Annotated in this window: 14 protein-coding genes and 1 other annotated feature; of the genes, 1 reads left to right on the top strand and 13 read right to left on the bottom strand. The window is 37.6% G+C overall.

Translation table 11 applies throughout. From position 1 onward, the window contains the following. Positions 1-11 precede the first annotated feature (11 nt). From ACX5JI_RS01460 to ACX5JI_RS01420, 9 genes are all read right to left on the bottom strand, one after another. Complete coding sequence (locus ACX5JI_RS01460; RefSeq protein ID WP_459499333.1) at positions 12-1,292, bottom strand: peptidase U32 family protein; 1,281 nt, start codon at positions 1,290-1,292, stop codon at positions 12-14. An 18-nt stretch (positions 1,293-1,310) separates the two neighbouring features. Continuing rightward, the gene (locus tag ACX5JI_RS01455; protein ID WP_459499332.1) at positions 1,311-2,240 is read right to left on the bottom strand and encodes a peptidase U32 family protein; all 930 of its coding nucleotides are present in this window, start codon (positions 2,238-2,240) and stop codon (positions 1,311-1,313) included. Between the two features lie 6 nt (positions 2,241-2,246). Then, entirely contained in the window at positions 2,247-2,888 is a 642-nt protein-coding gene (locus ACX5JI_RS01450; protein ID WP_459499331.1) for an O-methyltransferase, read from the bottom strand. Positions 2,889-3,103: 215 nt separating this feature from the next. Beyond that, on the bottom strand, positions 3,104-4,174 hold the full coding sequence (gene mltG, locus ACX5JI_RS01445; protein WP_459499330.1) for an endolytic transglycosylase MltG: 1,071 nt from the start codon (positions 4,172-4,174) through the stop codon (positions 3,104-3,106). Positions 4,175-4,392: 218 nt separating this feature from the next. After that, on the bottom strand, positions 4,393-4,677 hold the full coding sequence (locus ACX5JI_RS01440; protein ID WP_459499329.1) for a DUF1292 domain-containing protein: 285 nt from the start codon (positions 4,675-4,677) through the stop codon (positions 4,393-4,395). Between the two features lie 12 nt (positions 4,678-4,689). Further along, positions 4,690-5,103, bottom strand: a complete 414-nt coding sequence (gene ruvX, locus ACX5JI_RS01435; protein WP_459499328.1) for a Holliday junction resolvase RuvX — start codon at positions 5,101-5,103, stop codon at positions 4,690-4,692. A 3-nt stretch (positions 5,104-5,106) separates the two neighbouring features. Continuing rightward, the gene (locus ACX5JI_RS01430; RefSeq protein ID WP_459499327.1) at positions 5,107-5,373 is read right to left on the bottom strand and encodes an IreB family regulatory phosphoprotein; all 267 of its coding nucleotides are present in this window, start codon (positions 5,371-5,373) and stop codon (positions 5,107-5,109) included. Positions 5,374-5,452: 79 nt separating this feature from the next. After that, positions 5,453-8,095, bottom strand: a complete 2,643-nt coding sequence (alaS, locus tag ACX5JI_RS01425; RefSeq protein ID WP_459499326.1) for an alanine--tRNA ligase — start codon at positions 8,093-8,095, stop codon at positions 5,453-5,455. A gap of 53 nt (positions 8,096-8,148) precedes the next feature. Continuing rightward, positions 8,149-8,366: a binding site (T-box leader), on the bottom strand. A 45-nt stretch (positions 8,367-8,411) separates the two neighbouring features. After that, entirely contained in the window at positions 8,412-9,470 is a 1,059-nt protein-coding gene (locus ACX5JI_RS01420) for an AI-2E family transporter (protein WP_459499325.1), read from the bottom strand. 181 nt (positions 9,471-9,651) lie between these two features. On the opposite strand from ACX5JI_RS01420, the gene ACX5JI_RS01415 reads away from it, so the two are divergent. Continuing rightward, positions 9,652-9,864: a hypothetical protein gene (locus tag ACX5JI_RS01415; RefSeq protein ID WP_459499324.1), complete on the top strand. Its 213-nt coding sequence runs from the start codon at positions 9,652-9,654 to the stop codon at positions 9,862-9,864. Between the two features lie 45 nt (positions 9,865-9,909). On the opposite strand, the gene ACX5JI_RS01410 is transcribed toward ACX5JI_RS01415, so the two are convergent. From ACX5JI_RS01410 to ACX5JI_RS01395, 4 genes are all read right to left on the bottom strand, one after another. Continuing rightward, a complete protein-coding gene (locus ACX5JI_RS01410; RefSeq protein ID WP_459499323.1) occupies positions 9,910-10,038 on the bottom strand; it encodes a YrzQ family protein in 129 nt (42 codons plus the stop codon). A gap of 18 nt (positions 10,039-10,056) precedes the next feature. Then, positions 10,057-10,245, bottom strand: a complete 189-nt coding sequence (locus tag ACX5JI_RS01405) for a YrzR-like zinc ribbon domain (RefSeq protein ID WP_000490499.1) — start codon at positions 10,243-10,245, stop codon at positions 10,057-10,059. A gap of 140 nt (positions 10,246-10,385) precedes the next feature. Next, positions 10,386-12,722: an SF1B family DNA helicase RecD2 gene (gene recD2 / locus ACX5JI_RS01400; RefSeq protein WP_459499322.1), complete on the bottom strand. Its 2,337-nt coding sequence runs from the start codon at positions 12,720-12,722 to the stop codon at positions 10,386-10,388. Positions 12,723-12,818: 96 nt separating this feature from the next. Continuing rightward, positions 12,819-13,478: a tetratricopeptide repeat protein gene (locus ACX5JI_RS01395; protein ID WP_459499321.1), complete on the bottom strand. Its 660-nt coding sequence runs from the start codon at positions 13,476-13,478 to the stop codon at positions 12,819-12,821. Positions 13,479-13,573 lie beyond the last annotated feature (95 nt).

Raw genomic sequence — 13,573 nt, 5'->3', positions numbered from 1 at the left:
ACCACTCTTTCTTATTGATGTATGCTTTTGCGCATCATATTATTCACATACACTGGTTGATCCACTTTGAATTTCACGATTTGCAACGGATGTCTCGCTGCATCTAATTCGTTTCCATCCTCATCCCAAATTTTCTCCACCGTTTGTGTAAAGTTTTCTATTTCTGGTCCAAAGAACTCCACTTCATGACCTGGTTTAAAATAATTCCGTTGCTCTAACGTCACAATGCCTGTTTCTTCATTATAATCTAACACTAAACCAGCAAAATCATACGTTGTTTTCTTGCTATGATTTCCGAACATTTGCTCTTGATATCCTGGAACTCCTTCAAAGAATGCCGGAGCTGTATCACGGTTTGCACATTTATCAAGTTCGTCTAACCACTCTTGCTTAAACTCAAAGTTATCTGGATCCGCACAATACGCATCAATTACTTTGCGGTATACAGTTGCTACAGTCGCTACGTAATGGATAGATTTCATGCGTCCTTCAACCTTCAAGCTGTCAATTCCGATTTCGATCATTTTCGGAATCGAAAGAATTAAGTTTAAGTCTTTTGGACTCATTGCAAAGTGAGCATCCTCCTCTTGGAATAAAGGAAGTTCTTCTGCCTCTTTATGTTGTGATACAGTTTGAACTAAGTCGTAATCCCAACGACAAGACTGGCAACAACCACCGCGGTTAGAGTCACGTGCTGTCATATGGTTACTTAATGTACATCTTCCAGAGTATGCAATACACATTGCCCCGTGGACGAACGCTTCAATTTCAATATCAACGTTTTCTTTAATTTCCTTCATTTCTTCATAGCCGACTTCACGAGCTAATACGAGACGATGCAAGCCTTCTTCTTTCCAATACTGCGCTGCTTTCCAGTTAGATAGAGACTGCTGTGTACTTAAATGTACTTCTACAGAAGGTGCTACACGTTTACACGTCTCAATAATAAGAGGGTCTGCAACGATAATACCAGTTACACCAGCTTTTTCAATCCCTCTTAAATAATCCTCTAATCCATCCATGTTTTCATTATGTGCAAAGATATTTGTTGTTACATATATTTTCGCACCATATTTCTTTGCAAATGCTACGCCTTCTGCCATTTCTTCTAGCGTAAAGTTCCCTGCATTCGAACGAAGACCGAATTCTTGTCCACCTAAATATACAGCATCTGCACCGTAATGAATAGCTACTTTTAATTTTTCTAAATTACCTGCAGGGATTAACAGTTCAGGCTTTTTCACAATAACGCGTTTTCCATCGATTACTCGTGAAATTTCTTGTACAGTCATATCCTACACCCTCCTCATTTAGTAAACCGTTTCTTTAAAGAAGAACCCTGTATCTAATGGACGGTTTACTGGTTGAATTTCCTCTATCTCTTTATATAAATCGTCTTTTACGTCATCATACGCATTGCGCTCTTCTACACATAAATCAATCGCTTTACGGTATTTCTTTGTCACTTCGATAATGTATTCAGAGCTTTTTAACACACCGTCAATTTTTAAGCTATCAATTTCAGCATCGATTAATTCATCTAACTCATCGATGAAACAAATATCATTTGGACTCATAATGTGAGTACCGTTTGCATCTTCATAAATTGGATATTTGTTATTACGCTCTGGATCGTGTAAAAACATATTCTCTTCATACTTTTTCTTTTCAATCTCCAAATTACGATCTTGATACTCAAAGTAGTTTCCTACTAAAGAACGTTTCGATTGGAACATACATGTCATACCGTGAATTTGTACTTCCACTTCTACTTCTGCATTTTCTTTTAATTCAACAATTTCGTCTAAGCTTAACTCACGTGCAAGCACAGCACGTTTTGCACCTTTTCGTCCCCAATAATTGCATGTGAACCAGTTTGTTGCTGTCGTTTCTGTATTCCAGTGCATTTGCATATTTGGTGCTACTTCACGTACAGTCATTACTACTGCTGGATCTCCAAAAACAATCGCATCTACCTGTACTTCTTGCAAGAATGCAACGTAGTCTTTTAATTCTTCTACTTTGTCGTTATGGAACATAGCGTTCATCGCGACATATACTTTCATACCATTTTCATGTGCAATGCTAACAGCTTGTTTCACATCATCACGCGTAAACTCCCCAGCTAAACGTAAGCCAAACTTTTGTTCACCGATGATGACCGCACTTGCTCCTGCTTTTGCAAGAGGTTCAATATCAGCCACCGCTCTTGGCGTTACTAACAATTCAGGTTTTTTCATACCTTGTCACCCTTTCTTTTTACTCACTGCTACCCCATCACCAATCGGGAAAATCGTTGTATCATAACCTTCATGGTTCATTAGCCATTCATTGTACGTCTTAATTCGACGAATCAAACCACGCGTACGTCTATTTTCAATTTTGTCTTTTGTCGTTACAAGTCCATGATACATAACATTATCCGAAATGATGACACCACCTGGATTTAATAACGGTTCATATAAATCAAAAAAGCGACGATATTGTCCTTTTGCGGCATCAATAAAAATAACATCAAATGTCCCATGTTCTCTCACTTGTTCACCTGTTTCTAACGCATCCCCATAAATAACGGAAATATGTTCTTTCACAGGAGAACGCTCTATATATTCAAGTGCTTTTTCATATCGATCACTATTTCGTTCTACTGTCACAATACGAGAATTTGGGATAGCTTGCATCATACGAATACTGGAATAACCAATTGCCGTTCCAAGCTCTAGTATGCTTTTTGGTCCAATTAAACGTAAAAATTGTAACATAAACTCCATTCCAAGACGATCCATAATCGGCACATGATATTCACTTGCATACTGTTCCATTTCAAGAATCAGTTCATCTTTTGGATCAATAAATGATAATAGGTACTCGTTAACTGCATCCTCCATAAATGGTCCTCCTTATTTACATGGAGAAGTGCCTCTATGACGTGTCAATTTCTATCTTTTCACACATAGAATGCAATAAAAATACAAGCCAGCTTCACCCTTAGCTTGTACGTCCCGTTTTGATATTAAAAACGATTCTTCTGCCAGTTTTTAACCCGATATATTTTATCATAAAAAAGAGGGATATGCGACCCTTTTCGCTCTCCCTCCTATTTTCATTTCTTTTGTGTAATATATTTTTGTTTTAACTTATTGTGTTCTTCTAACGTTTTTGCATAATACACTTCGCCACTTGGTGCAGCTAAGAAATAGTAATAATCTGTTTTTTCAGGCTCTAGTGCTGCCTGCACGGAATGTTTACTAGAATTTGCAATCGGTCCAACTGGAAGCCCTTTTACAACATACGTATTGTAAGGGGAATTTACTTTTAAATCCTCATATAACACGCGCTCTTTATGCTTTCCAAGCGCATATAATACCGTTGGATCTGTTTGCAACGGCATTCCCTTCTCTAAACGATTGTAAAAGACACTAGAAATTTTTTGACGATCTGTAAACCCAGTCGCCTCTTCTTCAATTAAAGAAGATAATGTTAAAAGTTGGTGAACGTCCAACTGTTTTCCCTTCATTTCCGCCTCATTTTGCACAATTAATGCATTGGTTTTCTCAAGCATCTGCACTACAATTTCTTCCAACGTTGTCTCTTTTTTATAAAAAGAATACGTCGCTGGATATAAATAGCCTTCTAACGGATATTTAATATTCGTATCGAAAATTTTATTGGTTAATAGTACCGGATACTTTTGCTGCATTTTTTGGAGAAAGGCTTTATCGTTTAATTGGCGCACAACATCATCTTTATTCCATTTCAGTTCCTTCGCAATGATATCTGCAATTTCAACAACTTGCGCCCCTTCTTTAATCGCTAATTTATAAGCAACTGGGCGATGGACATTACCCGTTCCCATCTGCTCCATTACATCATCTACAGTCATTGACGAATTTAACAAATAAGTACCTGCCTGCAAATTTTTAGATTTAGCTTTTGCATAAAAACTAAATACTGTACTATTTTTAATCGCACCTTTTTCTTCTAAAATTTCTCCGATTTTACTTGTAGAGGAACCTTTTGGAATCTCTACTTCAATGTCTTTTTTATTCCCGCTATCAACTGGTTTTAATGCCGATGAAATATACGCATAGACTGACACACAGACCACAAGTAGTGCCACAGCCACTATAAAAAGGGCGCGTCTACGCTTCTTGTTCACTTGATTCTCTATCAAAGTTCTTCCTCCTTATTTCATTGTAGACCGTATATACATTCTCTATACAGCACCCTACAAAAACAAAACAAAAGCTATCATTTAGATAGCTTTTGTTATTTTATACAATTCGTCTTATTATACTATAAATAATGACATGGTTTCGACAAAAAATCTGTCATTTTGTATAAGAATACAAAAAAGATGGACTGTATGTACAGCCCATCTTTTTACCTAAATTATTCTTCGCCCTCTTCTTCTTCAGCAAGCGTGTTAAACATTTCTTGTACCATTTCCCACTCTTCTTCAGATTCGATTGGAAGTAGTGTTCCACCTGATTCTTCTTCATTTTGCTCAAAAGCCATTGCATCAAAAATTTGTTCGCCATCTTCGTCAACTTCACCGATTGGTGAGAAGACTACATAAGATTTCTTCCCAAATTTTTCAGCATCAAAAGTGAAAATAATTTCACATAAATGCTCGTTACCTTTTTCGTCTACAATTGTAATTTGATTTTCTTCCATTTTGGTCACCTCTTATTTACTATCTAAATATCCTTGCAAAATCACGACTGCAGCCATCTTATCGATCACTTGCTTTCGCTTCTTTCGACTTACATCCGCCGAAATAAGCAGACGTTCCGCTGCCATCGTTGACAAACGCTCGTCCCACATCATGACTTCTAATTGTAACAGTTCATGTAAGGATTGTGCAAATTGCTGGCAAGCCTCACCACGTGGTCCAATTGTACCATTCATATTCTTTGGCAATCCCACTATTATCTTGTCCACATTATACTGTTTTACTAACTCAGAAATACGATCAAAACCAAATTGACCTCGTTCTTCGTTAATTTTAATCGTTTCTAATCCTTGTGCTGTCCAGCCCATTTCGTCACTAATCGCAACACCGACTGTTTTTGTACCAACATCTAAACCTAATATCCGCATAAACTACTCCTCACGATGTTGTTTCAAATAAGACTTCACAAGTTCTTCAATTAATTCATCACGTTCTAACTTGCGAATAACGCTTCGTGCATCTTTATGACGAGGTATGTATGCTGGGTCTCCACTTAATAAATAACCGACAATTTGATTAATCGGATTATAGCCTTTTTCTTGAAGTGCATCATACACAGTTAAAAGTACATCATTTACATGGACACTCTGCTTTTCATCTTGAAAGTTAAACTTCATTGTTTTATCAAAACCGTCCATTTTAAGCACCTCACTTCTAAAGTAGTAAGTATGAAGAGAAGAATCTCTCCTCTCCATACTATTGTACACTACTCTCTCTTTATTTTGAAACAGATTTAACGTACTCTTCTACAAATGCAAGCGCGCCATCTACTTGCGCCGGATTTTTACCACCTGCTTGCGCCATGTCAGGACGGCCACCACCGCCACCACCGCAGCGAGAAGCAACTTCTTTCACAAGTTTACCTGCATGATATCCTTGACTAATTAAATCTTTTGTTACGCCCGCTAAAATATTTACTTTATCATCATTTACAGCTGCCAATACAACAACTGCAGACTCTAATTTATTTTTAAGGTCATCCATCATTGTACGTAAGTTATTCATATCTGCAACATTTACTTTTGCCGCTAATACGTTAACGCCATCTACTGTCATTACTGAATCAGTTAAATTTCCAGCTTCGATATTGCTTAATTTTGCAGCGAGAGACTCATTTTCTTTTTGAAGTTGTTTTACTTCAGTAAATAAACCATCTACTCTTGTTAAAATATCTTTCGGGTTTGTTTTCATTTTGCCTGCAGCTTCTTTTAATAAACCTACTTGATCGTTCATTAATTCATATGCAGATTTACCAGTTACCGCTTCAATACGACGCGTGCCTGCTCCGATACCAGACTCAGCGACAATTTTGAAAATACCGATAGAAGCTGTGTTATCAACATGACAACCACCACAAAGCTCTAAGCTATAGTCGCCCACTTGGACAACACGTACAACATCTCCGTATTTTTCACCGAACAATGCCATTGCGCCCATTTCTTTTGCTTCTTCAATTGCTTTTTGAGAAATCTCAACATCAATACTTTCCCAAATTTTTTCGTTTACAATACGCTCAATTTTTTCTAATTCGTCAGCTTGTACTTGACCGAAGTGAGAGAAGTCAAAGCGTAAACGTTCTGATGTTACAAGAGAACCAGCTTGGTTAACATGTGTTCCTAGTACATCTTTTAATGCTTGGTGTAAAATATGCGTCGCCGTATGATTTTTCACAACACTGCCGCGGTTTTTCGTATCAATAACAGCTTTTACTGCAGCATCTTTCGTTAATGTACCTTCTTCCACAACTACTTTGTGTAAGTTTTGGCCATTTGGTGCTTTTTGTACATCTGTTACAAGAACTTTTACACTGTCAGCAAGAAGGTAACCACGGTCTGCAATTTGTCCACCGCTCTCAGCATAAAATGGTGTTACATCAAGCATCAATTGTCCTTCTTCACCTACTTGTAAGCTATCTGTGTATTCACCGTTTTTCACAAGTGCAACAACGTTACTTTCTGTCGCAACTGTACCATATCCTACGAATTCACTCGCTACTTTAATTTCTCCAAGTACGCCGCCTTGAACTTGCATAGAATCAACGTCTTGACGAGCAGCACGTGCACGCTCACGTTGTTTCTCCATCTCAGCTTCAAAACCTGCATGATCAACTGTCATACTAGCTTCTTCTGCATATTCTTCTGTTAATTCAATTGGGAAACCGTATGTGTCATAGAGACGGAACGCATCTACTCCAGAAATAACAGTTGTTTTTTCTTCTTTTGCTTTTGCAATAACTTCAGCTAAAATTGCTTCCCCATCATGAAGTGTTTCGTGGAAACGCTCTTCTTCGTTTTTCACAACTTTTGCAATGAAGTCTTTCTTTTCAAGAACTTCTGGATAGAAGTCTTTCATTACTTCTCCAACAACCGGTACTAATTCATACATAAATGGACGATTAATGTTTAATTTCTTCGCGTAACGAACAGCGCGGCGTAATAAACGACGTAATACATAGCCACGTCCTTCGTTAGAAGGAAGAGCTCCGTCGCCAACCGCAAATGTTACGGTACGAATATGGTCAGCAATCACTTTAAATGCCATATCTTTCTCTAAATCGCCACCGCGGTATTTTTCACCAGAGATTGTTTCTGTTGCACCAATCATTGGCATGAATAAGTCTGTATCAAAGTTTGTTGGTACATCTTGAACGATAGATGTCATACGTTCTAGACCCATCCCTGTATCGATGTTTTTCTTAGGAAGTGGTGTATATGACCCATCTGGATTATGGTTGAATTGAGAGAATACAAGGTTCCATACCTCTAAGTAACGCTCATTTTCTCCACCTGGATATAATTCTGGATCAGTAAAATCATTACCGTAAGCTTCACCACGGTCATAGAAGATTTCTGTGTTTGGTCCACTTGGTCCCTCACCGATATCCCAGAAGTTTTCTTCTAAACGGATAATACGCTCTTTCGGAACACCCATTTTTTCATTCCAAATTGTAAATGCTTCTTCATCTTCCGGATGAATTGTAACAGATAGTAATTCTTTATCAAATCCAATCCATTTGTCGCTTGTTAAAAACTCCCAAGCCCATGTGATTGCTTCTTCTTTAAAGTAATCACCAATTGAGAAGTTTCCTAACATTTCAAAGAACGTATGGTGACGAGCTGTTTTCCCTACGTTTTCAATATCGTTTGTACGAATTGATTTTTGAGCATTTGTAATACGTGGGTTTTGCGGGATCACACGACCATCAAAGTATTTCTTTAATGTCGCTACACCACTATTAATCCAAAGAAGAGATGGATCTTCATGTGGAACTAATGATGCACTTGGTTCAATTGCATGTCCTTTTCCCTCAAAAAAGTCTAAAAACATTTGACGAATTTGTGCGCCTGTTAATTGTTTCATCTATATTTCCTCCTTTAAGAAATTCCATAAAAACAAAAAACTCCCGTCCCTATAAAAGGGACGAGAGTTAACTCGCGATACCACCCTAATTATGAACCGATCTATACATTCTCGGTTCATCACCTCATGGTGCCGTAACGTGGCAAGACGGCAGGGATTAGCTGCTCTCAGGATTAGCGTTCTGTCACCCTTCATTTAAAACTTCTTTCAGCCGATGGAAGCTTCTCTCTAAAAATGGACTGCGACATACTCGTTCCGTCATCAATTTAAAATCATATACTATATGCCAAAATTGTAGCGAATCCGTTTCCATTTGTCAATGTTTCCAGAGCGGCTTTATATGAACAACTACTGTTCGAATCACAGCTAAAATGGGAACCGATATTAAAAGACCTACAATTCCACCTACTTCTCCTCCAACAAGTAAAGCAAGCATAATAATAACCGGGTGCATACGTAATGATTTCCCAACGATGTACGGAGATAAAATGTTACTTTCAACAAATTGTAAAATGGCAAGTGCGATACCCGCTTTAATAAACAGATTTGTTGATATCGTTGCGGCAATCATCAATGTCGGAATCGCTCCGAAAATAGGACCAAAGTACGGGATTATATCCGTAACTCCAACAACGATGCCTAGTAATAATGGATACTTCATACCAATAAACCAAAATGAAAGAGCAGATACTCCTCCTAAAACTAAACAAACAAATAATTGTCCTCGAATATAACTTCCAAGCGACTTATCTATTTCCTTCGCTAACACTTGGCCTGTACCACGCCATTTACCCGGAACCAGCTTCCAAAAGATATGATAAAATTCCCCATAATCTTTTAATATGTAAAATACAATGAATGGAATTAAAAAGATGATAAGCAATGAATCTAACACACCACGTGCTGTACTCATCACTTTATTTAATAATGCTTGAATCTTCATTTCAATCCCAATAAAAACTTGCGTTACTTTTTCATGAATAAATGCTGGGAAGTTATCGGTTTGTTCTGTCACACCATCCATCCAAGAATCATACATTTTCATAAACTGAGGAAATTGTTTATTAACTTCTTGCAACTGACTAATTACAACCGGTGTCCCTTTATAAATCCCATAACCTAGACCACCGAAAAAGAGAATATAAATAAGCAAAATCGCAAGTGTACGTGGCATTCCCTCTTTATGTAATTTTTCAATTAAAGGATGCAGTAAATACGCGATAAAACAAGCAATCAAAAATGGTGTAATCGCTACTTTAAACACGAATATAATCGGTGCCCATAATGGTTTAATTTTCAAAAAGACGAGCAAACATAAAAACACTAATAACAATAACCCTAATCGATAAATCCAAATAATTTTAAGATTCTTCAAGCGAAAAACCTCCTCCATCCTTATTGTGAAAAGAAACAGAGAAGGTTATGTGTAAAACTTAAAAAATAATCAGACTAAAATATTTCCATACAGACCATAATATTTTTGAAAAACTTACATATATTTAACATAGCACGGACAAGCACGTAAGTAGGCTCACAAATAGGTAAGGAGGAATCAAATGGTTTGGGTCATGTTAATTCTGTCAGCACTTTTCATGATACTAGAATGGATATGTATTGGTTTTGGGATTTGGCAGGGATTCTTCATACGCTCAACGCGCAAAGAACGTGCGAAAAAGCTTTGGTATTACGGCATTCTCGGTACTGGATGTTACGGACTTTCTTATCTTTTTTCTGAAATTGGACTTTTTTATTTATATACGAATACATAAAAAACTCCCTAACAATTAAGGGAGTTTTTCACTTTATAGAAATGATTATAGATAAGACTTAATCATTTTTCGTGCTTTTTTCATATTGCGTTTTGAGAACATATCTTGTTTACGTGCATATTGATATGCTGCCGCCCCAATACCTAGTGCGATTAATGAATTGCGTACGTTCAAAGTAAATCCCCCTTTTGTTTATCCGATGGTTCGTTCATTCTCATCAAATAAATCATCAAGAGAACTAAGCGATCCATCTTCTTCTACTTGATGTGTATGGATTTTCCCCTTTGAAACCGATAATTCAATATAACAGTTCCAGCAATAAAATTGGTTGACACCTATTTTACCAATGTCTTTCCCTTTGCAATTTGGACAACTGAACATATGGCTTTCATCTCCTTACAGTCTCCCAGATTCTATTCGCCATTATGTCCAAACTGCATTCCTTTATACACACTAGAGTTACGTTACACTTTCAATAAACATTCTGTCTATTGAAAGTTTCACTATATAATGTCACCTTGCTACATAAAATCATACGGTGAAATGTTTTCCACGTCCATTTCCTGGCCATCAATTGTAACCATTTGCACTTCACCTTTTGATTCCTGCAAGCGACCAGCTAATGTTGTTTGCCTCATTGCATCATCAAGACGATTCACACCAGATTGAAAGGCTGATTCTTCTCCGCAAATAATTAAAAACTTTTTACTTCTCGTAATACCTGTATATATTAAATTACGACGTAACATGCGATAATAACTCTTTACAATCGGCATTATTACAATTGGGAATTCACTTCCTTGTGACTTATGAATCGAACAACAATATGCATGTGTAATTTGATTCAAATCCGGCTTTATATATGTCACTTCAATCCCATCGAATGAAACAACAACCATATCTTGTTTCTCGACGTTCTCCTTCGCATAAAAGACAGACACAATCTCCCCAATATCACCATTAAACACTTGGCTTTCTGGTTGATTTACAAGCTGTAAGACTTTATCACCAACACGGTATACAACATCACCGTAAGCAATTTCTCTACTCTTTTCTTTTTTCGGATTAAATACTTCTTGGAGTGCCTCATTTAACACATTAATCCCTGCCGGTCCCCGGTACATAGGTGCTAACACTTGTACATCTCTTGCACTAAATCCTTTCGTTTTTGCATTCTCACATACTTGCTTTACAACCTCAACAATTTGAGCACCTGAGCAACCGATAAACGAACGATCTTTTTTATTTTGCGCTAAATCTGGTGGTAACGTCCCGTTTTTTATCGCATGGGCAAGCTGAATCACAGAGGAGCCTTCTGCTTGACGATAAATCTCCGTTAACTTCACTGTCGGAATTGCACAAGCATCTAATAAATCTTTCAATACTTGTCCAGGTCCTACAGACGGTAATTGATCTTCATCCCCCACAATAATGACTTGAATATTTGTTGGTAATGATTTAAACAATTGATTTGCAAGCCAAATATCAACCATAGAAAACTCATCAATAATGAGTAATTTCCCTTGCACAGGATCCGTTTCATTACGCTGGAAAGAACCTTCTGGCGTCCAGCCAAGTAAGCGATGAATCGTACAAGCAGGAAGCCCTGTCGACTCACTCATTCGCTTTGCAGCACGGCCTGTCGGAGCTGTTAACAAAATCGGAAACGGATTATCATCACTGTAATCTTTCGGGTTTAATGATAAGCCATGCAAAGAAGCATACATTTCAACAATCCCTTTAATTACAGTTGTTTTCCCTGTACCAGGTCCACCAGTTAATAGCATCATCGGTTTATGAAGCGCAGTTTGAATCGCCTCTTGTTGAAGCGGGGCATACTGTACTTTTAACTGCTCTTCAATTTTCCCTAGCGTTAGTAATACTTCTGCTTCTGGAAAAGAAGGCGTCTCTTCTTGATTCATTAGACGGTGGATTGATTTGACAACACCCTTTTCAGAATAGAATAACGAAGCTAAATAAATACGATCTTCTTCGATAATAACTTTCCCTTCACCTTGCATCATCTCAACGCATTGCACTACGTCTTCTTCTGTCACGGTGCCCTCTTGCTTATTTAAAAGCGACATCGTCTCTCGAACAAGTTGACCTTTTTCCATAAACACATGCCCATCTTGCAGCGAAACATTTTCTAGTGTATAGAAACATCCGGCGCGTACACGGTCATTATGATTCCCTAATATACCAAGCGCCCGTCCTATATCATCCGCTCTTCCAAAGCCGATTCCATCTACTTCCTCGATGAGCTGATATGGATTATTTCGGATTACCTCAAGCGTCATTTCTTTATACTGCTGATAAATCTTAATCGAGAGCTTCGTCCCAAAACCATAACCATTTAAAAAGCTCATGACCTTTTCAAGCCCTTGGTGTTCAATAATCGTGTCATAAATTTCTTGTGCTTTTTGCTTGTTGACAACACCTTCTAATGCGGCCGGGTCGTCCATAATTTTAGAAATTGCATGTTCACCAAGATGCTCAACAATCTTCTCTGCTGTTCGTTTCCCAATTCCTTTAAATAAATCACTCGCTAAATATTGCACCATACCTGTTTTGGTTTGGGGCAATTCTTTTTTAAATGTTTCAACTAAATATTGCTTTCCGTACTTTGGGTGGTCTTTAAAATGCCCTGTTAATGTAAATACTTCATCTTCATGCATACGTGGAAAGTGACCGTTGATCATCACTTTTTTTTCGTCATATGTTTCATTTGTTTCAATGATTTTCATACTGACAACGGAATAGAGGTTTTCTTCGTTGTGGAAAATGGTATGAAGAACTTGTGCTTTTATAAACTTTTGCTCTTCCTCAAACAAATCCATCGCATGTTGATTTCCCATACTTCCTCTCCTTTCCGGGTTTTCTCACTCTAACGAGCAGTAAAACCCTCACCTCATTCTTAAAAATGAGATGAAGGGTAACTGCCTATTAAGGTTTTATTCGCCTTCTTGTTCTAATAAACGAATCCCATTCCCTGCTAAAAAGTGATCTGGTTGGATCTCCGTCGCCTTCTTAAATAGAGCAAGTGCTTTCTCATTATTTTCCTCAAACACATACGCAACACCTAAATTGTAATACGCATCTGCGTGTTCTTCATCCATTTGTAATACCTTTTCGAAATAAGGTTTTGCATATTGAATATGTTCTAATCGCGCAAAGCATAGTCCGCATTGGAATAGCGCTTCTACGTCTGTCTCATCAAGCTCAGCTGCTCTTTGTAAAAACGGTAGTGCAAGACGATCATTTCCAAGCTGTACATGTGTAATACCAATCATAAATGTTACGTCCGCTGATTGTAATCCAGCTTGCATCGCTTGCTCAAAAGCAACTTTTGCTTCTGAAAATTGTTCTTGTCCATAATATATGTTTCCAAGCCCATAATAGGCGGCAGCTGATTTTCCATCTAATTCTAATGCACGTTTATAAAATAAAATCGCACGCTCACTATCGCCTAACACATCTAATAAATTCGCGAAATTGATGTATCCAAGTGCATCTTTCGGATTTTCTTCAATTGCCTCTGTAAAGTTTTTAGCTGCTTCTTCCCAGTTTCCTTCTTGCATATATTGAATGCCTGCTTCAAGCTTATTTGACATGTTCTTCACCTCTACAACAAATTATAACAAAGAATCTATTTTCCAAGCGAACAAAAATTCGCGTTTATGAAAAAGAAACCTCTGACCGCTAATCG

It is taken from the genome of Bacillus sp. C1 (assembly GCF_054570475.1).
This window is presented reverse-complemented; position numbering and strand designations above follow the sequence as displayed.